The 23,940-nt window shown below is 58.1% G+C and carries 20 protein-coding genes and 1 pseudogene; 9 read left to right on the top strand and 12 right to left on the bottom strand.

Translation table 11 applies throughout. From position 1 onward, the window contains the following. Together AC1DRJ_RS06060 and AC1DRJ_RS06055 are read right to left on the bottom strand one after the other, a co-directional pair. On the bottom strand, positions 1 to 215 hold a 215-nt coding region (locus tag AC1DRJ_RS06060; protein WP_477801295.1), incomplete at its 3' end, for a transcriptional regulator. Next, positions 212 to 358, bottom strand: a pseudogene (locus AC1DRJ_RS06055) (type II toxin-antitoxin system HipA family toxin); the annotation flags it as partial. The gene AC1DRJ_RS06060 and the pseudogene AC1DRJ_RS06055, both read right to left, overlap by 4 nt. Positions 359 to 620: 262 nt before the next feature. Between AC1DRJ_RS06055 and AC1DRJ_RS06050 the strand changes: the two are divergent. Next, entirely contained in the window at positions 621 to 3,029 is a 2,409-nt protein-coding gene (locus AC1DRJ_RS06050; RefSeq protein ID WP_477801294.1) for an autotransporter outer membrane beta-barrel domain-containing protein, read from the top strand. Between the two features lie 197 nt (positions 3,030 to 3,226). On the opposite strand, the gene oadA is transcribed toward AC1DRJ_RS06050, so the two are convergent. Further along, positions 3,227 to 5,035 carry a sodium-extruding oxaloacetate decarboxylase subunit alpha gene (oadA, locus tag AC1DRJ_RS06045; protein WP_477801293.1) on the bottom strand — a complete coding sequence of 603 codons (1,809 nt, stop codon included), beginning with the start codon at positions 5,033 to 5,035 and terminating at the stop codon, positions 3,227 to 3,229. An 11-nt stretch (positions 5,036 to 5,046) separates the two neighbouring features. Further along, a complete protein-coding gene (locus tag AC1DRJ_RS06040) occupies positions 5,047 to 6,462 on the bottom strand; it encodes an acetyl-CoA carboxylase biotin carboxylase subunit (protein ID WP_046030798.1) in 1,416 nt (471 codons plus the stop codon). A gap of 190 nt (positions 6,463 to 6,652) precedes the next feature. Between AC1DRJ_RS06040 and AC1DRJ_RS06035 the strand changes: the two genes are divergently transcribed. Next, a complete protein-coding gene (locus AC1DRJ_RS06035) occupies positions 6,653 to 7,615 on the top strand; it encodes a LysR family transcriptional regulator (protein ID WP_477801292.1) in 963 nt (320 codons plus the stop codon). Here AC1DRJ_RS06035 and AC1DRJ_RS06030 read toward each other — a convergent pair. From AC1DRJ_RS06030 to AC1DRJ_RS06020, 3 genes are all read right to left on the bottom strand, one after another. Next, positions 7,557 to 7,766 carry a PA3496 family putative envelope integrity protein gene (locus AC1DRJ_RS06030; protein WP_477801291.1) on the bottom strand — a complete coding sequence of 70 codons (210 nt, stop codon included), beginning with the start codon at positions 7,764 to 7,766 and terminating at the stop codon, positions 7,557 to 7,559. The two genes, AC1DRJ_RS06035 and AC1DRJ_RS06030, sit on opposite strands and share 59 nt — an antisense overlap. Positions 7,767 to 7,965: 199 nt before the next feature. Beyond that, on the bottom strand, positions 7,966 to 8,832 hold the full coding sequence (gene hexR, locus AC1DRJ_RS06025; protein ID WP_477801290.1) for a transcriptional regulator HexR: 867 nt from the start codon (positions 8,830 to 8,832) through the stop codon (positions 7,966 to 7,968). A 286-nt stretch (positions 8,833 to 9,118) separates the two neighbouring features. Next, positions 9,119 to 11,989, bottom strand: coding sequence for an EAL domain-containing protein (locus AC1DRJ_RS06020; protein WP_477801289.1), 2,871 nt, complete (start codon positions 11,987 to 11,989; stop codon positions 9,119 to 9,121). A 258-nt stretch (positions 11,990 to 12,247) separates the two neighbouring features. Here AC1DRJ_RS06020 and uvrD point away from each other — a divergent pair, with 258 nt between their 5' ends. The 4 genes from uvrD to AC1DRJ_RS06000 all read left to right on the top strand — a co-directional run bounded on the left by uvrD (position 12,248) and on the right by AC1DRJ_RS06000 (position 16,538). Next, complete coding sequence (uvrD, locus tag AC1DRJ_RS06015) at positions 12,248 to 14,431, top strand: DNA helicase II (RefSeq protein ID WP_223521291.1); 2,184 nt, start codon at positions 12,248 to 12,250, stop codon at positions 14,429 to 14,431. Between the two features lie 70 nt (positions 14,432 to 14,501). Then, a complete protein-coding gene (locus tag AC1DRJ_RS06010) occupies positions 14,502 to 14,942 on the top strand; it encodes an EamA family transporter (RefSeq protein WP_477801288.1) in 441 nt (146 codons plus the stop codon). A 177-nt stretch (positions 14,943 to 15,119) separates the two neighbouring features. Next, the gene (locus AC1DRJ_RS06005) at positions 15,120 to 15,995 is read left to right on the top strand and encodes a Tim44 domain-containing protein (RefSeq protein ID WP_477801287.1); all 876 of its coding nucleotides are present in this window, start codon (positions 15,120 to 15,122) and stop codon (positions 15,993 to 15,995) included. Positions 15,996 to 16,130: 135 nt separating this feature from the next. After that, positions 16,131 to 16,538 (top strand): SMI1/KNR4 family protein, encoded by a 408-nt coding sequence (locus tag AC1DRJ_RS06000; RefSeq protein WP_007943369.1) that lies wholly within the window; start codon positions 16,131 to 16,133, stop codon positions 16,536 to 16,538. 169 nt (positions 16,539 to 16,707) lie between these two features. Here the strand turns inward: AC1DRJ_RS06000 and AC1DRJ_RS05995 are convergent, their stop codons facing one another. After that, positions 16,708 to 18,471: a cation:proton antiporter gene (locus AC1DRJ_RS05995; RefSeq protein ID WP_477801286.1), complete on the bottom strand. Its 1,764-nt coding sequence runs from the start codon at positions 18,469 to 18,471 to the stop codon at positions 16,708 to 16,710. Between the two features lie 201 nt (positions 18,472 to 18,672). On the opposite strand from AC1DRJ_RS05995, the gene AC1DRJ_RS05990 reads away from it, so the two are divergent. Beyond that, positions 18,673 to 19,155, top strand: a complete 483-nt coding sequence (locus tag AC1DRJ_RS05990) for an acyl-CoA thioesterase (protein WP_007943367.1) — start codon at positions 18,673 to 18,675, stop codon at positions 19,153 to 19,155. 132 nt (positions 19,156 to 19,287) lie between these two features. Here AC1DRJ_RS05990 and pdxY read toward each other — a convergent pair whose 3' ends face one another. Beyond that, complete coding sequence (pdxY, locus tag AC1DRJ_RS05985; RefSeq protein WP_477801285.1) at positions 19,288 to 20,160, bottom strand: pyridoxal kinase PdxY; 873 nt, start codon at positions 20,158 to 20,160, stop codon at positions 19,288 to 19,290. A 120-nt stretch (positions 20,161 to 20,280) separates the two neighbouring features. Here pdxY and AC1DRJ_RS05980 point away from each other — a divergent pair, with 120 nt between their 5' ends. Next, positions 20,281 to 20,694, top strand: coding sequence for a DUF3301 domain-containing protein (locus tag AC1DRJ_RS05980; protein ID WP_477801284.1), 414 nt, complete (start codon positions 20,281 to 20,283; stop codon positions 20,692 to 20,694). On the opposite strand, the gene AC1DRJ_RS05975 is transcribed toward AC1DRJ_RS05980, so the two are convergent. Then, positions 20,691 to 21,656, bottom strand: coding sequence for a CobW family GTP-binding protein (locus tag AC1DRJ_RS05975; RefSeq protein ID WP_477801297.1), 966 nt, complete (start codon positions 21,654 to 21,656; stop codon positions 20,691 to 20,693). The genes AC1DRJ_RS05980 and AC1DRJ_RS05975 overlap by 4 nt on opposite strands. A gap of 27 nt (positions 21,657 to 21,683) precedes the next feature. Here AC1DRJ_RS05975 and AC1DRJ_RS05970 point away from each other — a divergent pair, with 27 nt between their 5' ends. Next, positions 21,684 to 22,040: an NADH:ubiquinone oxidoreductase gene (locus AC1DRJ_RS05970; protein WP_477801283.1), complete on the top strand. Its 357-nt coding sequence runs from the start codon at positions 21,684 to 21,686 to the stop codon at positions 22,038 to 22,040. A 4-nt stretch (positions 22,041 to 22,044) separates the two neighbouring features. On the opposite strand, the gene AC1DRJ_RS05965 is transcribed toward AC1DRJ_RS05970, so the two are convergent. Both AC1DRJ_RS05965 and zigA read right to left on the bottom strand, forming a co-directional pair. Then, on the bottom strand, positions 22,045 to 22,695 hold the full coding sequence (locus AC1DRJ_RS05965) for a DUF1826 domain-containing protein (protein WP_477801282.1): 651 nt from the start codon (positions 22,693 to 22,695) through the stop codon (positions 22,045 to 22,047). Next, a complete protein-coding gene (gene zigA, locus AC1DRJ_RS05960; RefSeq protein ID WP_477801296.1) occupies positions 22,695 to 23,903 on the bottom strand; it encodes a zinc metallochaperone GTPase ZigA in 1,209 nt (402 codons plus the stop codon). Before zigA ends, AC1DRJ_RS05965 begins: the two co-directional genes overlap by 1 nt. Positions 23,904 to 23,940: the final 37 nt, after the last annotated feature.

Genomic DNA, 23,940 nt, shown 5'->3' with positions numbered 1-23,940 from the left:
TTCAGCGACTTTAGCGTTTGATTCCCTTCCCCATGTTCGATATGCACCAGCGTGCGCACCGAAATTTTGCACATTTTTGCGAATTGGGTTTGATGCAGCCCCGTGACTTCGACTCGTAACCGGCGAACTGCTTCGCTGATCTCAAGCGTGCCTTGAGCCAGCGCTTCCTGAATGCTTTCTATAAGCACAGTGCGTTCGGCAACAGTCATGCTCATTTCAGGCCCCACTCTTTCAATCTCTGCTCCAGGTTTCTCAATGCAATTTGCGGGTGATTCATCGTCACCGCTGGCAAGCCGCTAGGCGCGAGAATATCGGGGAGTGCCATGAGACGCTTCGCATCCTCCCGCAGTCGCTCAAAGGGCAAAATAATTCAGACACTTCGCGCCAAGCATTTTGGGCCGGCGCAGATGAGTTTTTATTGAGCATCGACTTGCCGCGGCTCGATTTTTTGTAAGAAAAGGTCGTTGGTTCGAAGCGTTAAAAATCACTGCGCCCCAACAGTGGAAGATTTTCTGCATGGAGCAATCTGACACCGCCTGCATACCCTCCAGAACCGCCTGACATCCGTAACAAAGGCCAATATTTAGAGTTTGACCTCAACTCCAACGAGGTCAAACCCGATGTCCATTCAACACACATTTCGCCCACAAAACCTGGCATTGGCCATTGCGCTTGCGCTGGGATGTACTGAATTCACAAATGCGCAAGAACTGGCAGAGCAAACGGAACCGGTGAGCCTCGTTGAGGTAACCCAGCCTTCAGAAGCCACGCCAGCAGACCCGCTTGCCCGGCTTCAAGCCTTTAGTGGCGCCGCCAGCACATTCACGTCCGAGATTGATTCGCCTCAACCCGCACTCCGGGGTGTTTCCGTGAAGCCGCAAGATCGGGATGACCTGATCATCGTCAGAAACGGTGGCAGCTTCGAAGGTCGCATCGACGGCGGTAATGGAACCAACGTTATCCACCTCATCGGTACCGATGGCGGCCAGTTGGGGAACACCCGTAACGTCAACAGTCTGTACGTTTCGCACGGATCCTGGACGGCAACCAGTTCAGGAGATTTCAAAGACGAAGTTGYGGTGTTCAATGACGGCATTCTGATCAATAACGGAAAAATCATAGGCAGGGCGACTGCGGCCGGGCAACTTTTCAACAATGGCGAGATAAAGGGGGTTGTGACGGTAGCGAACGGTGGTCAGTTTGCAGGCAAAGGTACGGTCGGCGGTCTGGATGTTCTGGGTCAGATCAACATCGATAAATTGCACGGCGCGCCAATGGTCAAGGGCAACTTGAAGCTTTCCGGCACTGGCGTACTTGCTTACGAGGTCTCTCCGGACGGCCATGGAGAGACCATCAGGGTCAGTGGTACAGCAAGCCTCGGTGACGCAACCCTGAAAATTATCGCTGCGCCGGGGGACCTCCCGCAAAGCAGTGAATACACGATCATCGAGGCAAAAAAGGTCACAGGCGAGTTTGGCAAAATCGTCAACGAGCTGGCATTCATGACCGCGACTCCCCATTACAAGCCAAAGACCGTCGGCCTGACCTATTCTCGAAACGATGTACCTTTCGAGAGCGTCGCAGACACCGATAACGGACGAGAAGTCGCACGAAGTATCGAAGAGCCGATAGAAATACCGTCAGAGCTGACTCCCTCTGACAATGCGTTTACCGTTTCGGAAGGACTGCATACACCGGTAAGCAGCCCCGAACCACCAGCGGTGGCCCGCCCCATCATTAACGAGCGAGAAGTCGCTCAGAACATCGTAGAGCCGATGGATATACCACACGCGCCGGCGCCAGCTGACAATGCATTAACCGTTTCAGAGGCACTGAATACACCGGTAAGCACCGATACGTCCCTCCCCGCCACTGCGCCGATGAATACAGCTGAAATACCATCGACAGCCGTAACCGACGAGCCCGTCACGGCGTCAACCCCACCCGCCGCTACCCATCCTGTAACTACCGCGCCAAAACCATCCAGCCCTACAAACGCAGCTGTCGCGGCTCTGCTCGGTAGCGACACAGTTACGGCGTCTCATGCAATTGAACAGCTGGCGGCAGGTAATAACGCCAACCTCGCGAAGGCGACGTTGAACAGTGACAGCCCCATCAGCGCAGCCATGCTCTCGGCCATGCGCCAGCTCGACAGCACAGCCGTATTTGGCAACCAGAGAAATACACCGCGTGTAGCCGCCGGAAGTGAAAACAACGGCAGGGTCTGGCTACAGGCGCTGGGCTACGGTGGAACACTGGATAGCGATAACGACGCTCTTAAATTCTCGACACACGGTCTGGTACTGGGCGCAGATTGGGGAATCGATGAGCAATGGCGCATCGGTGTGCTGGGTGGCAAATCCGAAACGCGACTGGACAGCCGCGGCCTCGACGGCGATCTCGACAGCTGGCACGTGGGCGCCTATGCCCTGCGCCAGGACGGCCCCATGTCAGTACGCCTTGGTGCGAGGTACAGCAATCACGACGGAAAGACAAAACGCCGGGTTGCCTTCAAAGGTTTCAGCGACCGCCCCGAAGGCGCTTACGACGCCAATACCCAGCAGGCGTTCGCGGAAGTCGGCTACAACCTGGGCAGCGCCAACGCCAGCATTGAACCATTCGCCGGCCTTGGCTATCAACGCTATCAGCGAGACGGTTATACGGAGAAAGGAAGCGCGGCTGCGCTGAAAGTCCACGCTCAAACCCAGAACAACGTGAACAGCACACTTGGCCTGCGACTGGCAAAACTCAATGTCCTGGATAACGGCATGCAACTGACACCACGATTCAGTGCCGGTTGGAAACACACATTCGGTGACGTCGAGAGCAAGACCAGCCAAAGCCTGGTAACAGGCGGGAAAGACTTCGTCGTTTCCGGTGCGCCGCTGGATCGCGATAGCTTGCTGGTCGATGCAGGCCTGGATCTCGGTTTGTCAGCCAAACACACCTTGGGCGTCAGCCTTAACAGCGAATTCGGCACCGACAGCCGAAACCATGGCGTAACGGGTCAGTGGCGGATGAGCTTCTGATCAACGGCTGACACACTGCAGACACTGTGGGAGCGAGCCTGCTCGCGATAGCGGAGTATCAGACAATGATGCCGCTGAATATCACATCGTATTCGCGATCAGGCTTGCTCCCACATTAGGCGAGTGGAAAATCGGGCGAAAAAAAAGGGGAGCACATGCCCCCCCGAGGTTTAAAGCGTTGTATCGAGGCTGTTAAATCAGCCTTCGATCTCGATCAGGATTTCGCCCGGATTCACCCGGTCGCCCTTGGCCACGTGGATGGCGGTGACTTTGCCGGCGATGGCCGATTGGACTTCGGTTTCCATCTTCATGGCTTCGGTGATCAGCACGGCTTGCCCTGCTTTCACGGTGTCGCCTTCCTTGACCAGCACATCGACGATGTTGCCCGGCATGGTGGTGCTGACGTGACCCGGCGCGGTGGCTTGCTTGCGCTTGCTAGTGCCGCCGCTGACGAATTCGTTGAGCGGTTCGAACACCACTTCTTCCGGCATGCCGTCGATGGACAGGTAGAAGTGACGCTTGCCTTCCGCCTTGACGCCGACACCGGTGATGTCGACGCGGTAGGTTTCACCGTGGACGTCGATGACGAACTCGGTCGGCACGCCTTCACCACCGGCCGAGGCCACGCCGCCGGCTTCAGGAATCGGCAGCAGCACTTCAGGCGTCAGGGTGCCGGCAGCACGTTCTTCGAGGAATTTGCGGCCGATGTCCGGGAACATCGCATAGGTCAGCACGTCTTCTTCGGACTTGGCCACAGCGCCAATTTCATCACGCAGTTTGGTCATTTCCGGCTTCAGCAGATCGGCTGGACGCACGTCGATCACTTCTTCGCTGCCGATTGCCTGGCGACGCAGTTGCTCGTTGACGGTGCCCGGCGCCTTGCCGTAGCCGCCTTGCAGGTAGAGCTTCACTTCGTTGGTGATGGTCTTGTAGCGCTCGCCAGCCAACACGTTGAAAAACGCCTGGGTGCCGACGATTTGCGAGGTCGGGGTTACCAGCGGCGGGAAGCCGAGGTCTTCACGAACGCGCGGGATTTCGGCCAGCACTTCGCTCATGCGGTTCAGCGCGCCCTGCTCTTTCAACTGGTTGGCCAGGTTGGAAATCATCCCGCCCGGTACCTGGTTGACTTGAACACGGGTGTCGACCGCTGTGAACTCGCTTTCAAACTGGTGGTACTTTTTACGCACGGCGTAGAAGTACAGACCGATTTCTTGCAGCAATTCCAGATTCAGGCCGGTGTCGAACTCACTGCCTTTGAGGGCGGCGACCATCGACTCGGTGCCTGGGTGGCTGGTGCCCCACGCGAAGCTGGAGATCGCGGTGTCGATGTGGTCGGCACCGTTTTCGATAGCCTTCATTTGGCACATCGCGGCCAGACCGGCAGTGTCGTGCGAGTGGATGAAGACCGGCAGCGACTGCTCGGATTTCAACGCTTTGACCAGTTCGCCAGTGGCGTATGGCGTCAGCAGGCCAGCCATGTCCTTGATCGCCACCGAGTCGCAACCCATGGCTTCCATTTGCTTGGCCTGGTTCACGAAGGCCTCGATGGTGTGCACCGGGCTGGTGGTGTACGCGATGGTGCCCTGGGCGTGTTTGCCGGCCGCTTTCACGGCTTCAATGGCAACGCGCAGGTTACGCACGTCGTTCATGGCGTCGAAGATGCGGAACACGTCGATGCCGTTGACCGCGGCCTTCGCGACGAAGGCCTTGACCACGTCGTCGCTGTAATGGCGGTAGCCCAGCAGGTTCTGGCCACGCAGGAGCATTTGCAGACGCGTGTTAGGCAGCGCCGCGCGCAGTTGGCGCAGACGCTCCCACGGGTCTTCTTTCAGGAAGCGTACGCAGGCGTCGAAGGTCGCGCCGCCCCAGCATTCCAGCGACCAGTAGCCGACTTTGTCGAGCTTGTCGCAGATCGGCAGCATGTCTTCGGTGCGCATGCGGGTGGCGAGCAGCGATTGGTGGGCGTCGCGCAGGATGGTATCGGTTACATGAATCTTCTTGGTCATTGTTATATTCCTCACAGGCCTGCGTGGGCGGCGATGGCGGCGGCGATGGCCAGGGCCAGCTCTTCGGGTTTGCGCTTGATCGAGTAGTTGGTCAGTTCAGGGTGGCTTTCAACGAAACTGGTGTTGAACTGGCCGCTACGGAATTCCGGGTTACGCAGGATTTCCTGGTAGTACGCGGCGGTGGTCTTGACCCCTTGCAGACGCATGTCGTCGAGGGCACGCAAGCCACGGTCCATCGCTTCTTCCCAGGTCAGCGCCCACACCACCAGTTTCAGGCACATGGAATCGTAGAACGGTGGAATGGTGTAACCGGTGTAGATCGCCGTGTCGGTCCGCACGCCGGGACCACCGGGCGCGTAATAACGGGTGATTTTGCCGAAGCTCGGCAGGAAGTTGTTTTTCGGGTCTTCGGCGTTGATCCGGAACTGCAGCGCGAAACCGCGGTGCTGGATGTCTTCCTGTTTCACCGAAAGCGGCAGGCCGGACGCGATGCGGATCTGCTCACGCACGATGTCGATGCCGGTGATTTCTTCAGTGATGGTGTGTTCCACCTGCACCCGAGTGTTCATCTCCATGAAGTACACCTCGCCCTCGGCGAGCAGGAACTCCACGGTACCGGCGTTCTCGTAACCTACGGCCTTGGCTGCACGTACCGACAGGTCGCCGATGTAGGCGCGCTGTTCCGGGGTCAGTTGCGGGCTCGGGGCGATCTCGATCAGTTTTTGGTTGCGACGCTGGATCGAGCAATCACGCTCGAACAGGTGAACCACGTTGCCAAAGCTGTCACCGAGAATCTGTGCTTCGATGTGCTTTGGATTGACGATGCATTTTTCCAGGAACACTTCCGCCGAACCGAATGCCTTGGTAGCTTCCGAAATCACGCGTGGGAAAGCTTGTTCGAGTTCTTCGCGGCTGTCGCAGCGACGGATACCACGACCACCACCACCGGAGGTTGCCTTGAGCATCACCGGGTAACCAATACGGTCGCCTTCGACCAAGGCTTCGGCGATATCCGCAACGTTGCCTTCGGTACCCGGCGTGACCGGTACGCCGGCCTTGATCATGCTGCGGCGGGCTTCAGTCTTGTCGCCCATGCGGCGTATGACTTCAGCCGATGGACCAATGAATTTGATGCCGCGCTCTGCGCAGATATCGGCCAGTTCAGCGTTTTCCGAGAGGAACCCGTAGCCGGGATGCAACGCATCACAACCGGTTTCCACGGCCAGGTTCACCAATTTTCGCGCATTCAGGTAACCGGCCAGTGGCTCGGCACCAATGCTGTGGGCCTCGTCCGCACGCTTCACATGCAGTGCATGACGGTCAGCATCGGAATAGATCGCGACCGAGCGAATGCCCATCTCGGCGCAGGCACGTACGATTCGTACGGCAATCTCACCACGGTTGGCGATCAGGATCTTTTTTATCACTTTTGGAGGTTCCCTTGAGCCGGTGGTACCCACGACCTGCTAGACCAGGTCGACGCGTGACCAAATGTTTCAATTCAGTCGCAGGGCCACACTAGCCCCCACAAGGGATTAACAAAAATGAATAATAATTGGGTCAGGCATAAGTAAAGACTTATAGTTGATGCATCAGCCTGCGACGGGAGCGAAATAAATGCGTAAGTCATTGATGCGTATGACATTGCGTCAATTGCAGATTTTCAACGAAGTCTGTGATTTACGATCCTACAGCCGAGCAGCCGACGAAATGTCACTCACACAACCGGCCGTCAGCCTACAGATTCGTCAACTTGAGGAGTTGGTTGGCCAGCCGTTGTTCGATTATGTCGGCAAAAAACTCTATATGACGGAGGCGGCCGAAGCACTTCAACGTGCCAGTCGGGATATTTTCGGGCGCCTGGAAAACCTCGATATGCAGCTTTCGGACATGCAGGGTTCGCTGCAAGGCCAGCTGAAACTGGCGGTGGAATCCAGCGCCAAGTATTTCGTACCACACCTGTTTGCTGCATTCAAACGCCAACATCCCGAAGTTAACCTGCAGCTGACCGTCGTCAATCGGGGGCAAGTGATTCGGCGCCTGTCAGACAATCGCGATGACCTGGTGATCATGTCGATGGTGCCGCAGGACATGGGGCTGGAGTTCCTGCCCTTCCTCAACAACCCGATTGTCGCGGTAGCGCCACCGGATCATCCGCTGTGCCACATGGGGCCTCTGCGCTTGCAGGACCTTGAGCCCTACACCCTCCTGCTGCGCGAACCCGGTTCCGGGACGCGAATGGCGTGCGAAGAGTATTTCAAGGAAAAGCGCGTGCACTTCAACCAGACCCAGGAGGTCTCGTCAGCCGAAGCTCAGCGCGAATGTGTGTTGGCGGGACTGGGCGTAGCGCTGTTGACGCGCCACGCCCTGAACCTCGAGCTGGCGACCGGCGGATTGATCGAGTTGCCGGTCGAAGAGCTGCCGCTGTACCGCAGTTGGTGCCTGGTGCAGGCCAAGGCCAAGCGATTGTCACCGGTGGCCCACGCATTCCTTGCGTTTATCCGCAGCGAGCGGGTGCAGATCAGTGCGCTGGTTGAGCGTTTCGACGCGAAGCTGCCGGCATTGCGTGCCAGTAATTGAGCTCCAGCTCAGGGAGATCACCGATCTGGGCCAGCAGTTGACGGCGTTCACAGCGATCTTCGATGGCGCGGCGAAATTCCATGCGGCGCTGATCTTCTTGCTGACGACGGGTTTTGGCGGCGCTGTTGCGTTCTTCGTAGGGCTGGGCCATTTCGAGTCTCCCAAGGCGATTACGGGAGTTTCAAGATAGGCGGAAGGGATGACGGTTTGGCGGCGGGTGGGTTACAGGCAGATGAAAGTTGTCATGTTTGAGGGCGCCTTCGCGAGCAGGCTCGCTCCCACAGGAGAACGCGATTAAATGTGGGAGCGAGCCTGCTCGCGATTAAGGTCGGAACGACCTTACGACGACTTTAGTCGTCCAGCGCTTTCACCGACTTGGGCGACAGCCGCAAACTGCGAAGGCTGCGTTTGACGCTCTTGAGGTGGTTGACCAGGCTCGGGCCACGCGCCATGGCCACGCCCATTGCCAATACGTCGATCACCACCAGGTGAGCAATACGCGAGGTCAGCGGGGTGTAGATTTCGGTGTCTTCATGCACATCGATCGCCAGGTTGACGGTCGACAACTCGGCCAATGGCGTCTGGCTTGGACACAAGGTAATCAACGACGCACCACTTTCACGCACCAGGTTGGCCGTGATCAGCAGATCCTTGGAGCGCCCGGATTGGGAAATACAGATCGCCACGTCATTCGGCTTTAACGTCACTGCCGACATCGCCTGCATGTGCGGGTCGGAATACGCCGCCGCGGTCAGCAGCAAACGGAAAAATTTGTGCTGAGCATCGGCCGCCACGGCGCCCGATGCGCCAAAGCCGTAGAACTCGACGCGCTGGGCCTGAGACATGAGCGTGACCGCCCGCTGCAATTCCACCGGGTCGAGCTTCTCGCGAACTTCCATCAAGGTATGCAGGGTGGTGTCGAAAATTTTCAGGCTGTAATCGGCAACGGAATCGTCTTCATGGATCGCAAACTGGCCGAAACTCGCACCGGCCGCCAGGCTCTGCGCCAGCTTGAGTTTCAAATCCTGAAAACCGGAGCAACCAATGGCGCGGCAAAAGCGCACGATGGTTGGCTCACTGATGCCGACGCTGTGGGCCAGGTCGGCCATGGAGCTGTGCATCACCGCCGCAGGGTCAAGCAGCACGTGGTCGGCAACCTTGAGCTCCGACTTGCGTAAGAGGTGGCGTGACTGGGCGATGTGTTGCAGCAGATTCAAAGGGCTGGACTCTTTGTTATTGGCAGTTGCCGGGGATGTAGCAAGCTTGTAGTTATACTACAAGAATTGGCTTTTTGCCTGCTCAATGCGTAACTCGATGTCCCCATTTCACGCGACGTGCGCTCCATGTAGCACAGCAGCCCTTGTAGCAGCTGCCGAAGGCTCGGGCCGCGTTCGGACGTTCGGCTGCGCAGCAGTCGCAAAACCTGAGCGTGCATCTATTCAGGGAACTACACCTATCGAACTCACGACGGCTCCGCCGCGCGACCGCAGCCTTCGGCAGCTGCTACAAGGAGTTAGTGTCGTGACGTAAAAGTGCAGCCAGTTCATCGGCTTCGACTGGACGACTGATCAAATAGCCCTGCACCTCATCGCAACGCTCGACTTTCAAAAACGCCAGCTGCTCCTCCCGCTCCACTCCTTCAGCTACCACCTTCAGCGACAAACCATGGGCCATCGCAATAATCGCCCGGGTAATCGCCGTATCCTCGCTGCCCTCCCCCAGACCACGAATAAACGTTTGATCGATCTTCACGTAGTCCACCGGAATGCGTTTGAGATAGCTCAGGGACGAATACCCGGTGCCGAAATCATCAATTGCCAGCTTCACGCCCAAATCTCGCAGCTGCTGAAAGGTCGCGATGATGTGCTCGACACTGTCCAGCAATTGGCTTTCGGTGAGTTCCAGCTCCAGAAAGTGCGGCGCCAGGCCGGTTTCTTCCAGCACCTGACGCACCAGGCTGACCAGCTTGCCCTGACGCAATTGATGCACCGACAGATTGACCGACACTCGAATCGGATCAAGCCCCTGCCGCTGCCATTCGCACGCTTGCCAACAGGCCTGGCGCAACACGAATTCGCCGATCGGGCCGATCAGGCCGGTTTCCTCGGCCAGGCCGATAAAGTCTCCCGGCGGCACCCGGCCCATGGTCGGATGATCCCAACGCACCAGCGCTTCGGCAGCATTCAGTCGGCCCGTGGCGAGGCAGAGTTTGGGTTGGTAAAAGACTTTCAGTTGCTGTTCTTCAATGGCTTTGCGCAGCTGGTTTTCCAGCTGTAAACGCTCAAGGGTGCTGGCTTGCAGGCTTTGGGTATAAAACTGGAAGTTGTTTCCGCCCAAATGTTTGGCGTGTTGCATGGCTATGTTCGACTGACTGACCAAACCGGTAATTTCTCGTGCGTTGTCCGGCAACATGCTGATGCCCATGGACGCGCTGACCACCAGCTCATGACCATCAACGGTGACCGGCAAACGCAGCTTGCTCAACAAACGTGTTGCCACTCGCGCCAGGCTCGACAGGTTGCCGTAGGCATCGAACAACACCGCAAACTCATCCCCGGAAAGCCTTGCGATCGTGTCGGCCTCTGGCAGTGCGTTGACCAGGCGCCGGGACATTTTCTGCAGCAGTTGGTCGGCKACGTCATGACCCAGGCTGTCATTGAGTAATTTGAAGCGGTCCAGATTGATGTGCAGCAATGCCAGACTACGCCCGCCCTGACGCACCCGCTGATGGGCTTCGCGCAGCCGTTCCCGGAACAAGGAGCGATTCGCCAGGCCAGTCAGTTCATCGTAATGGGTCAGATAGCGCATGCGCTCTTCGGATTCGCGTCGTGCAGACAGATCGGCGAAAAAGCCGACAATATGGCTGACATTCCCCCTCGTATCGCGCACTGCATTCAATTGCAGCCATTGTGGATAGAGCTCACCGTTTTTACGGGTCTCCACCAACTCACCTTGCCAGGTTCCGTGCTGCTCCAGCGCGTGATGAATTGCACCGTAGTGTCGGCGTGCGTCGCGACTGCACGGTAACTCGACGACGTTGCGGCCCAGCATGTCGTCGATGTCATAGCCGGTGACTCGGCTGAAGGCCTGATTGACTGCGATCAACGCATAATCGGGGTCGAAAATCACGATGCCTTCGCTGGCGGCTTCAAACACCGTCGCCGCCAGTTGGCGTTGTACTTCCTGCCCTTTAGATGCGCTGATGTCGCGACGGGTGCCGACCATGCGGATCACTCGACCATTTTGGCTGCGCTCAACGGCCCGGCCGCGATCCTCAACCCAGACCCAGTGACCGTCGACATGCCGCACGCGGTACTCGATCTGGTAGTCCTCGCTGTGGCCTTTCAAATGCTCGACCAGTGCACGCTTCAGCACTGGCACGTCTTCCGGGTGCAGACGCGGCTTGAGGTGACGAAGCATGGCTGTCACGTACTCCGGCGCCAAGCCGAACAACTCTTGGAGCTGCGTGTGATGGACTTCATCGGTTTGCAGGTTCCAGTCCCACAGCCCGAGCTCGCTGGCATTCAACGCCAACGCCAGGCGCGCTTCACTCTTGCTCAGGGCCTGGTTCGCCGCGTCGAGCTCCAGACTGCGCTGAGCAACACGGTTTTCCAACTCGACCTGGGCTTCACGCAGTTGATCTTCGGCACAGCGGCGCTGGTCGATCTCCTTGGCCAATTCGTGATTGAGTTGATCGCTACGGCTTTGCGCCTGCTGCAAGTGCTCGATCAATGCCTCATTTTGGAAACGCCGCAGCAATCCGCGGTCGATCAGGCGGTTGATCTGCCAGGCGATCACACTCAGCGCCCCCAACAAAATCAACCCGAACCAACCCCAGCCTTGACCCTGCACGTCGCCGCCCCAGAATAAATAGAGGATGGCCGGCAACAGGCAGGGCAAGGTAAAAGACAGAAACGCCGACAGGCTGACCGCGTACGCAACGCTGGCTGAAAGAGCGGCCGCGCCAATCAGGCCGAACACCCATGCCTGCTGTATGAAATTGTCGGCGGGCACCAACGCAATACCAGCGCCGGCCAGCGTCAGGCCAGTGAGGCCAGAGCCGAGCAAAAACATACGACGCCAGATCGGATGCGCCTGCCGGTCAGGAATCGCCGAATCAAAGGCCGCAACCTGAATCACCCGTAACGCCACCAGGGACAACAGCCACACCAGCCAGACGCTGACCAGGAAATGGTGCTGCGGATTCCAGAGCAAACGGGCGCAGACCAGGCCATTGATCAACATGAATAACGTGGGCAGCAGCGAGCCCTGATATAGCAGGCGCGTACGTTCGACCGCCATTTCCATGGCGTACTGCTTGCGGATAACCCGAGGCTCCACCGTGGGGCCCGACAGGTCGGTGCTGAGGGTCATAGGCAATGTTCTTGTTCTTATAATGATGAGCATGAGCCCGAAACGTCGACGGAGCATACACAAGCCAATGCCCTTACCAAACTGCCCCGGATCATAAATTCGACAATATTTCAGTCCCTCATTGCCTCACCAAAACCCCTGGTGTGCGGCCCGTCAACGCCTGCGGCGAGTGACTGACCGGTCGTCCTTTGTGGATCTTTCATCGGCTAATGCAAAGCTCGGTTTGCCCGGTGTGTCGGCGCACCCTAGAATGCCCCGATGCGCGATGATCTCTCCCTTCTGCTGAACTCACTCAACGATGCCCAACGCCAGGCCGTAGCTGCCCGCGTGGGTCGTCAGTTGGTCCTGGCCGGTGCTGGTTCCGGTAAAACCCGAGTGCTGGTGCACCGTATCGCCTGGTTGATCCAGGTCGAAAACGCCTCGCCCCACTCCATCCTGTCGGTGACCTTCACCAACAAGGCCGCGGCCGAGATGCGTCAGCGCATCGAGCAGCTGATGGGTCTCAATCCGGCCGGCATGTGGGTCGGCACCTTCCACGGCCTGGCGCACCGCTTGTTGCGGGCGCACTGGCAGGAAGCCGGGCTGAGCCAGACTTTCCAGATTCTCGACAGCGACGACCAGCAACGGCTGGTCAAGCGGGTGATCCGCGAGTTGGGCCTGGACGAGCAGCGCTGGCCGGCCCGGCAGGCTCAGTGGTTCATCAATGGGCAGAAAGACGAAGGTCTGCGCCCGCAACATATTCAAGCCAGCGGCGACCTGTTCCTGGCGACCATGCGCAGTATTTATGAGGCCTACGAGGCTGCATGCCTGCGCGCTGGCGTAATCGATTTCTCCGAATTGCTGCTGCGTGCCCTCGATTTGTGGCGCGATCATCCGGGCTTGCTGGCCCATTACCAAAAGCGCTTCCGCCACATTCTGGTCGATGAGTTCCAGGACACCAACGCCGTGCAATACGCCTGGTTGCGTCTGCTGGCCAAGGGCGGTGATAGCCTGATGGTGGTGGGCGACGACGATCAGTCGATCTACGGCTGGCGTGGCGCGAAAATCGAGAACATCTATCAGTACTCCGACGACTTCCCGGATGCCGAGACCATTCGTCTGGAGCAGAACTACCGCTCCACCGCCGGGATCCTCAAAGCCGCCAACGCCCTGATTGCCAACAACACCGGGCGCATGGGCAAAGAGTTGTGGACCGATGGCGGCGAAGGCGAAGCGATCAATCTGTACGCCGCATTCAATGAACACGACGAAGCACGCTACGTAGTGGAAACCATTGAAAGTGCGCTGAAAACCGGCTTGGCCCGTAGCGATATTGCGATTTTGTACCGCTCCAACGCCCAATCGCGCGTTTTGGAAGAAGCTTTGCTACGCGAGCGCATTCCGTACCGCATCTATGGCGGTCAGCGCTTCTTCGAGCGGGCTGAAATCAAGAACGCCATGGCTTATCTGCGCTTGCTGGAAGGCCGTGGCAATGATGCGGCGCTGGAGCGGGTGATCAACGTCCCGGCTCGTGGCATTGGCGAGAAAACCGTCGAAGCGATCCGCGACCACGCGCGTCATAGCGACGTGTCGATGTGGGAAGCCATGCGTTTGCTGGTGGCTAATAAAGGCCTGACGGGGCGCGCTGCTGGCGCACTCGGCGCCTTTATCGAGCTGATCGAGAATCTCGCCGCCAAGTGCATGGAAATGCCCCTGCACCTGATGACCCAGACGGTCATCGAGCAATCAGGACTGATTGCCTATCACCAGGCTGAAAAAGGCGAAAAAGGCCAGGCTCGGGTAGAAAACCTTGAGGAACTGGTCAGCGCCGCGCGTAACTTCGAAAACGCTGAAGAAGACGAAGACCTGACGCCGCTGGCGGCGTTCCTTGGCCATGCATCACTGGAAGCCGGCGATACTCAGGCTGAGGAGCACGAAGACAGCATTCAGCTGATGACCTTGCACAGCGCCAAGGGCCTGGAATTCCCTTACGTGTTCCTGGTGGGCATGGAAGAAGGTCTGTTCCCGCACAAGATGAGCCTGGAAGAGCCCGGTCGTCTTGAGGAAGAACGCCGCCTGGCCTACGTCGGCATCACCCGTGCAATGAATAATCTGGTGATGACTTATGCTGAGACCCGACGCCTGTACGGCAGCGAAACCTACAACAAAGTGTCGCGTTTCGTACGGGAAGTGCCCAAAGGCCTGATTCAGGAAGTGCGGCTGTCCAACAGCGTCAGCCGTCCGTTCGGCGGCGGTCAGCAGCAGAGCTCCAGCAGCCTGTTTGGCGGCAGCGAGATCCCGGATACCGGGTTCAGCCTCGGCCAGACCGTACGGCATTCGGTGTTCGGGGATGGTGTGATCCTGAATTTCGAAGGCGCTGGCGCTCAGGCACGGGTGCAAGTGAACTTCAGCGAAGGCAGCAAGTGGCTGATGCTGGGTTATGCAAAGCTGGAAGCTATCTAAAGCCAGCCCGCTCCCACAGGGTCCTGTGTTGCTTCCAGGCTGACAGTCGATCTTATTAAAGGTGCGAACCATGGGCTCAGGCTTTTTTTCTTCCTGGACATTCTGGGCCCTGATGTCGGCGGCGTTTGCCGCCATGACCGCCATCTTCGCTAAAATCGGCATCGAAAACGTAAATTCCGACTTCGCCACACTGCTGCGCACCGTAGTGGTATTGGTCAGTCTGGCCTTGATTTTATACGCCACGGGCCAATATCAGTCATTAGGATCGATCTCAGCGAGGAGCTACCTCTTCTTGCTGTTGTCGGGACTGGCCACCGGTGCCTCGTGGATCTGCTACTTCCGCGCGCTGAAACTGGGGCCGGCTTCGTTAGTCGCTCCGGTGGACAAGCTCAGCGTGGTGCTGGTGGCGGTGCTTGGTGTGGTCCTGCTGGGCGAAAAACTCGACCTGCGCCAATGGGGCGGAATCGGCCTGATCACGGTCGGTGTGATCATGCTGGCGCTGCGGCGCTAAGTATCCTTCCTACAGAAACTATCCTCTCGTCCTACAGACAAAAGTAAAAGGACTTATTGCGCTGACTGAAGCTGAACGCAACCTGTCAGGCAAAAGCTCGAAACACTCTGCCGCTAGCCAGTAACACTTCAGCTGTGCAACATGGCGCGCGTGCATCCACAAAATGGGATTACCCTTATGAAACGTTTTCTTAGCATCGCCATGGCGTTGTGCATCGGCCTGACGATGAGCCTCGACGCCAACGCCAAGCGCTTTGGTGGCGGCAAGAGCTCCGGCGCTGCGCCGACTCACCAGACCAGCCAAATGGCTCCTTCTTCTCCAGGCATGGGCGGCGCTGCGGCGACCGCTGGTGCGGCCGGTGCCGCTGGCGCAGCCGCCAAGGCTGGCGGTGCTTCGCGCTGGCTCGGCCCTCTGGCCGGTATCGCTGCCGGTGGCCTGCTGGCATCCATGTTCATGGGCGACGGCTTCCAGGGCATGCAGATCTTCGACATCCTGATCATGGCGGTCATTGCCTTCCTGGCATTCCGTTTCTTTGCCGCTCGTCGTCGCAAGCAGCAGGAGCATCTGGCTCCGGCTGGCCACGCGCCGATGCAGCGTGAAGTGTTCGAGAACAAGCCTGCGGGCGGTTCGATCTTCGGTGGCTCGGCTGCACCGGTTGCCGCTCGTCCGGTAATCAATGCTCCGGCCTGGTTCAATGAAAAGAACTTCATTGAAGCGGCGCGCAACCACTTCCAGTCCCTGCAACAGCATTGGGACGCTAACGAAATGGACAAGATTGCGGAGTTCGTGACCCCGCAATTGCTCGAATTCCTCAAGCGTGAACGCGCTGACCTTGGCGAAAGTTTCCAGTCCACCTACATTGATAACCTCAATGTTCAACTGGACGGCGTGGATGACCGCGCCGACAAGACCATCGCCACCTTGACCTTCAGCGGTGTGTCGAAGACCTCGCGTTTCGACCAGGGCGAAGTGTTCAGCGAAAGCTGGAACATGGAACGTCCACAGGGCGAAAACCAGCCTTGGCTGGTGGCCGGTATCCGCCAGAACGGCTGATCCCCCTGCGTTAAGCATGCTGTAATAAAAACCCCAGCCCTGGCTGGGGTTTTCTATTTCGCGGTTGCATCTATAGCGAGCTACTGTATAAACCGCCCCAACTAAACCGCGCCATCAAGCAAGAGGATCCCGGACGTGGAAGAAATCATTGAACAACTGCGTGAAGCCAACGAACCGGTACCGGTCCCCTTGGAGCTGCCTGACGAAGATCAGATCGTGGAAATCGAAGAACAACTGTTCATCGACATTCCGTTCGTCTTCAGAGAATTTTTGCTGACCGTCAGCGACGTGGTCTACGGCAGCCTGGAGCCGGTGACCGTCACCGACCCGCAATCCCACACCTACCTGCCGGACGTTGCCGCAAACGCCTGGGACGCAGGTGTTGATCGCAGCATGATTCCGATTTGCCAGGACGGTGATGACTACTACCTCGTCGAAGAAGACGGCACCGTGGTGCTGTGGCAAGCCGAAGAAGAACTGATCGCAGAAGAAACCTGGGAATCGGTGTGGCACTGGGCGCGGGACGTCTGGCTGGAAAGCTGAGGCTCGACTTTGTAGCAGCTGGCGCAGCCTGCGTCGGCCGGTCCGCGCTCGGGCGAAGCGGTCGCAATATCCGGCAACGAGGCCCTTCAGAATAACCGAGTCATCCGGGCTTACGACTGCTGCGCCCGAGCGCGGACCGGCCGACGCAGCCTTCGGCAGCTGCTACAGGTCAGTGGCCGGACGACTCGTTGTGGTTATCCAGAGTTTCGAGCAGCGCCACCTGCATCCGCGTATGCACGCGGATGAACCAGCGCCAGAGCAAGGCCGCGACAGCGGCAGCGACCACGATGATCAATACCAGCAACTTGTTGGTTGGCAGAATACTGGCCGACAAGGCTGCCAGCAGCAGGAAAATCACCAGCAGCGAGAGGATCGGGATCACTTCGGCGATCACCCGACGCACTCGCTGCGTGTGGCGGCCAGCCATCTCTGGCTTCACCCCCATCTCTGCCAACAGCAGCGACAGCGCCTTGAGCTTGCGATAGGCGGCGATCAGGAATGGTAGCGACAAAAGCAGTGCCCCACCCCAGATCAATGCTTTCTGCCAACTCGGGTCGATGATCCAGTCTTGAAGCCAGGCGGACATGCGCTCGGCGAAATACGCGCCCGAGAAAAAGATCGCAATCACCAACGCCAGATTGACCCCCACCTGCAACAAAATCCGCCGAATCATCGATGCCAGCAGCGCCCCCTCGCCTTGCGGCTGAATGCTGCGCAACCATTCGCCGTACATCCCCAACACCCTGCCCAGCCTTTGCGGCATCACACCAGCAAGCTTGATCGACAGTGGATCGGCCGCGCGGATCAGGTACGGTGTCAGCAGCGTGGTAATCACAGAAACAGCCACTGCAACCGGATAGAGGAAGTTGCTGGTGACCTGCAGTGTCATGCCCAACGCAGCGATGATGAAAGAAAACTCGCCAATCTGCGAAAGGCCCATCCCCACACGCAATGAGGTGCGTCCATCATTGCCGGCGATAAAGGCGCCAAGACCGCATGACAGCATCTTGCCGAGCACCACCGCGATAGTGATCACGGCGATCGGCCAGGCGTATTGCAACAGGATCATCGGATCAAGCATCAGGCCGATGGCGACGAAGAAGATTGCGCTGAACAAGTCGCGAACCGGCTCAATAAGACGCTCTATTTTCAACAGTTGTCGCGATTCAGCCATGATCGCGCCAATAAGGAACGCGCCGAGCACCATGCTGTACTCCAGCTTCACCACCAGCAGGCAAAAACCGAAACACAGTCCAAGCACGGTGATCAGTAGCATCTCGTTGCTTTCGAATTTGGCCACGTAAGCCAAGAGCCGTGGCACCAGCAAAATCCCGATGACCAGCGCGACAATCATGAACAGCGAGAGCTTGCCGACCGTGGAAAACACTTCGCCGGAGCTGACCGTACCGCTGACCGCAATGCTCGACAGCAACGCAATGATGCCGATACCCAGGATGTCCTCGACGATCAGTACACCAAAGATCAATTGCGCGAAGCGCTCGTTTTTCATCTTCAGGTCGTTGAGCGCCTTGACGATGATGGTGGTCGAGGAAATCGCCAGGATCGCACCGAGGAATAGCGAGTCCATGGTGTTCCAATCGAACCAGCGACCGATCTCGTAGCCGATCCAGATCATTAGCACGATTTCCAGGAACGCCGCGATAAACGCCGTGGCGCCGACTTTGAACAACTTGCGCAGGCTGAATTCCAGACCAAGGCAGAACATCAGGAAGATCACACCGAGTTCCGCGAGGGTCTTGATGGTTTCTTCGTCGTGAATCAGTGCGAACGGCGGCGTGTGCGGGCCGATGATGAAACCGGCGACGATGTAACCCAGCACCACCGGCTGTTTAAAGCGATGGAACAGCACCGTCACCACGCCGGCGATCAACATGATCACTGCCAAATCCTGAATAAAACTGATGGCATGCATGGCGCGGGCTCCTCAAAGGGGACATTTGGAGGTTAACACCACGACTTGCGCCGCAAAGGCGGTGCAATATATGGAAACAGATCGATACGGGCGTGACGGCAACCACCTGCCCGGCGTCCCGATAACTGTTGGTTTGAAAAAGCTGACAAGGCACCCGCAGAGGTGCGTCCCTGAAATTGCGCCTTGAACCGTGAGAACGCTATGGAACCCGGAAACGCACAACTGTCGATGACGGTATTGATGACCCCTGACATGGCCAACTTCTCTGGCAATGTCCATGGCGGCACCTTGCTTAAATACCTCGACGAAGTGGCGTACGCATGCGCCAGCCGTTATGCCGGTCGCTACGTGGTGACCCTGTCGGTGGACCAGGTGATTTTCCGCGAGCCGATTCATGTCGGCGAACTGGTGACCTTTCTGGCTTCGGTCAATTACACCGGCAATACCTCCATGGAGGTGGGCATCAAGGTCGTGACCGAGAACATCCGCGAGCGCTCGGTGCGCCACACCAATAGCTGTTTTTTCACCATGGTCGCGGTGGATGACAACCGCAAGCCCGCTGCCGTCCCGCCGCTGCAACCGCATAACAGTGAAGAAAAACGCCGCTTCATTCAGGCACAGCAACGTCGGCAGATTCGTCAGGAACTGGAAAAGCGTTATCAGGAAATCAAGGGTGATGCCTGAGATCTGTGACCAGCTTTAGATAGCCATCGCGAGCCGGCTCGCTCCCACAGGGGATCCAGGTTGTACACAAATACAGTGTCCACTGAAGATCAAATGTGGGAGCGAGCCTGCTCGCGATTGGGAACCCGCGAATTAAAGGCTGATCGCAGTCGCTTCGAACCGCACCCGCGGATGCGCAATCCGGTCCTGCGCCCGCACCAGTTCCAGCTCATAGCTGGCACAGGCCTGAGTCTCCAGCAGCACTTCATGCACTGCCGACGCTGCAAACTCGAACGCAGCGACCAGACTGTCGCCCAACAACACACGCGCCAGGAACAACCCGGACGTCAGGTCGCCCACGCCCACCGGCTGACGCGGAAACGCCAACAGCGGACGACGCAGATGCCAGTTGCCTTCAGCTGTTACCAGCAACATCTCGAAGCCTTCAGCCGGTTTACCGGGATAGTCCAGATGCTTGACCAGCACCGCCTTCGGCCCACGCGCCAACAACGCTCGTGCCATGGCCAGGCAATCGAACAGCGACCGTGGTTTACGCCCCGAGAAGCTGTCCAGTTCCAACTGGTTCGGGCACATGAAGTCCGCTACCGCCGCCGCCTCATCCAGTAGAAAATCGCTGACTTCGGCCGGTACGCTGCAACCCTTTTCGGGATGGCCCATCACCGGGTCGCACAAATACAGCGCCTTGGGATTCATCGACTTGATCCGCGCCACGCCCGTCAGGATCGCTCGGCCCTGAGCCGCACTGCCCAGATAACCGGATAGCACCGCATCGCAGTTGCCCAGTTCGCCAATCGCCGCAATCCCCTCGACCAAATCAGGGATCTGATGCGGTGACAGCACTTCACCCGTCCACTGGCCGTATTGCGTGTGGTTGGAGAACTGCACAGTGTTGAGCGGCCAGACATTCACCCCGACCCGCTGCATTGGGAAAACCGCGGCGCTGTTGCCAGCGTGGCCGAACACCACGTGGGACTGAATGGCGAGCAGATGGGGCGTACGTTTCATGCGGTGAGTTTTCCGTCAAACGAGTGAAATTCCAGCCGCGCAGTATGCGACGAAACGCAGCCTGTACGACAGACCGGCGACACAGTTAAGCTGACACTATCTAGTTGGAGCAACCTGTTGATGCTGACCCTCGGAAATATCTTCGTGCTGATGCTGCTCGCCACCGGTGGCGCGTGGGTGTGGCACAACCACGGCTTGCGCGAGCGGGCGCTGGAGCGGGTCAAGCAGCACTGTGCCAAGCTCGGCATCGAGTTGCTGGACGGCAATGTAGCCCTCAAAAAGATTGGGTTCATCAAAGACGCCAACGGTCGGCGGCGGCTGGCCCGCGTATACAACTTTGAATTCACCGTGACTGGCGAAACCCGCCACAACGGCACCATCACCCAATTCGGCGCCCACAGTGCACAGATCGTACTGGCACCCTACCCGATGCCGTTCGACGACACGCCTGCGGTCGGCGATGTGGTGAAGCCCCGTGCCGAAGTGATCGAATTGAGCCAGTGGCGACAAGAACACACCAAGTGGCGTCCTTAACCCGACCGGCAGTCGGCGAGAACTCTTTGCAGTGAATCAACCTCCTGCGGCTCGCTGAAAATCAGCTCTATCCGTGAATCCTGACGCCATTCGCTGGGCTTCCATTCCAGCTCCGAGTTATCCACCGCATTGGCCGACACCCAACCGTCGTCGCTGTGGATAACCAGCTTCGCCCGCCGCCAGGAAAGGCTTTCAAGCCATTGGCCGATGAGCTCTACATCGAACGTCTGGCTGGGATGCCAACGCCAACCGATGCTCCAGCCCCCTTCCTGATTCTGACTCAAGCAAATCGGCAGCGCAGGATCGGCCCAGATGGCCGGCATCTGCGCCAAGCCCTTGGGCACGATAAAGTTATCCACACCCGCTACAGCCCGGGTCTGGAGTCCCGGCAATTTGCTCAACGGCAATAGTGCTTGCTGCGTCCAATACAGAGGACGAGGAGGTAACTGGGCGGCGATTCGCTGGCGATCATCGACGTCGAGATTTTCTGCCTTGTTCAACACCAACAATCCGGCGCAGCTCAACGTCTCCTGTTGCGCCGCAGGCAGCGGTTTGCCGACAGCGAGCGCTTGGGCATCCAGCACCAGTATGCAAGGTTGTACCGCCAGTACACCTACCCACGGATCCTTCCTCAACTGTTCAAGCAACCTGGCCGGATGTCCAAGACCAGAGGGTTCTATGAACAACCGGTCCGGCTTCGCCTTGCGCAGAAGCCGCCCGAGCCCGATCTGAAAAGGCGCCCCATTGACGCAACACAAACAGCCGCCGGCCACTTCGCCCAGTGCGATACCATCGGTGTCCGAGGTCAGCAGCGCAGAGTCGAGGCCGATTTGCCCGAATTCGTTGATCAGCACCGCCCAACGCTCGTCGACCGGCCGCTGCGTCAAAAGGTGCCTGATCAGACTGGTTTTGCCTGCGCCCAATGGGCCAGCAATGACGTGCGTGGGAATGTTCTGCAACATAGTCGGCGTTTTCATAGGAGGATAAAGATGCGGTTGATGGGATTGTCGTTAATGCTGGCGCTGTGTTCCGGCGAGATACTCGCCCAGGCTTGCGTGGTACATACCACATCCCCCAGATTGGACGTGAAAGTCTGCCAGCAAAACCGCAACATCCCGGAAAAGCTCTTCGCCGACGGCTTTTGCCAGCCCAATCTGGCCGGGCAGACAGTCGATGTGCAGTACGTTGACCAGTGCCCAACCGGTGCGTTCGGAGTATGCAGCAACGCTCAAGTCGCCAATATGCCTTACCGGCAGGACATTCACTATTACGGCGTGGCCACTGATGCGGTGTACCTGAAGCCGTTTTGCGAAACGCAGAGTCAAGGCAACTGGCTCAAACCTTGAGCTGTTACCCGAGCCAATCGAGGGTCAGGATCAAACGACGCTCACCCGGTGGAGGTTGCGGCGAGCGGTGGATCAGGCCGAAACCTTCGTTGCCGTGCCACTTCTCGCCTTTGAATAGAGCCACGCCCCCGCTGACGATTTGCTCGATCATCGAATCCTGTACAGGCTCGGCCTCAGGTTTGCCCAATTGGCGACGATCCAAAACGCCCTCTCGCAGCCACTGACTGCCGATACCGGAATACGTAGTGATTAACCGCACCGGCACATGATCAACGTGAAAACGTGGGCACATGGCCTTGTCCAAGGCTCGCAAACGCAGGCCGATGCGCTTGGCGCCCAACAGACAGGCAAACGCGCTGACCAGCCACGATACGTCAGCAATGAAGCCCTCATACCCTTGTAGATCGCTGAAACCGGAGGCCAGCCCCTGCAGCCTGGGTTCTGCGTCATCGCTGGGCAGTTCCAAGACCAGCGACTCAGCCAACGGCGTGTTCAGTGACAGCAACAATTGGCCGAAATCTACGATTTGCACCGGAAGCTGACGCTGCCAAATGGCGAGGTTTACGTCGTCATCAAGGATTCGGGTCAACGTTTGCAAAGTTTCGCCTTGGACAGGATGAACGACCGAGCGCCGCTTCAGACTCGGCGCCAACATCAAGCTGCGACCTCTTCGTGCCAAGGGCCAAACGGGTCTGGCAGCAGTTGCCAACCTTCGGCCCCCAAAGCCATTTCGGTCTCCGTCAGCAGGCAATCATCGAGTTCGGCAGTGAGTTTTGCGAAGTCGATATTCTGACCAATGAACACCAATTCCTGACGACAATCGCCGGTGGCGGCAGTCCAGTTCTCCATGATCCCGGCAGTGCTTTCTTCGTCCTGCGGCCACTGGGTTTTCGGCACAAAACGCCACCAACGTCCAGCGAAGCCGTGACGCATCAAACCACCCGCCTGGGACCAGCTACCAGCGTCCTTGAGCTTACTGGCCAGCCAGAAAAAACCTTTGGAACGCAGCAGTTTTCCATTCACCCAAGGGCGATCAATGAAGGTGAAAAAGCGCTGCGGATGAAAAGGCCGGCGCGCTCGGTAAGCGGTCGAGGCGATGCCATATTCATCGGTTTCCGGCATGTGTTCGCCTCGCATTTCCCGTAGCCAGCCTGGCGCTTGAGCGGCCTTTTCAAAGTCAAAGCGACCGGTATCGAGGATTTTTTCCAGGGGGACTTCACCCATGACCATCGGGATGATTTCTGCCTGCGCGTTGAGGCGTTGAAGAATCGCGATCAGTTCTTGGCGCTCGCTGCTGCTGATTAAGTCGATCTTGCTGATCAGGATGACATCGGCGAATTCAACCTGCTCGATCAACAGATCAGTGATCGAGCGCTCGTCCTCATCACCCAACGTTTCACCGCGCGAGTCGAGACTGTCGGCAGCCTGATAGTCCAGCAGAAAGTTCACGCCATCCACCACGGTGACCATGGTGTCGAGCCGCGCGATGTCGGTCAGGCTTTGCCCCTCTTCATCACGAAAGGTAAAGGTTTCGGCCACTGGCAGTGGTTCGGAAATGCCAGTGGATTCGATCAGCAAGTAATCAAAACGACCATCCCTGGCGAGTTTGCTGACTTCTTCGAGCAGATCTTCGCGCAAAGTGCAGCAAATGCAGCCGTTGCTCATTTCAATGAGCTTTTCTTCTGCGCGGCTCAAGCTGACATCACGCTGGACGTCACTGCCATCAATGTTGATCTCGCTCATATCGTTGACGATCACTGCGACCCGCAGGTTGTCGCGGTTACGCAGAACGTAGTTGAGCAGCGTGCTTTTTCCAGCACCGAGAAAGCCGGACAGGACGGTCACGGGGAGACGATTGGGCATCAGGTATTCCTCATAGGGATGCCCGATCGCAGTGTCG

It is taken from the genome of Pseudomonas sp. P5_B2 (assembly GCF_056400445.1).
Note: the sequence above shows the minus strand (reverse complement) of the source record. Positions and strands in the feature narration are given on the sequence as shown.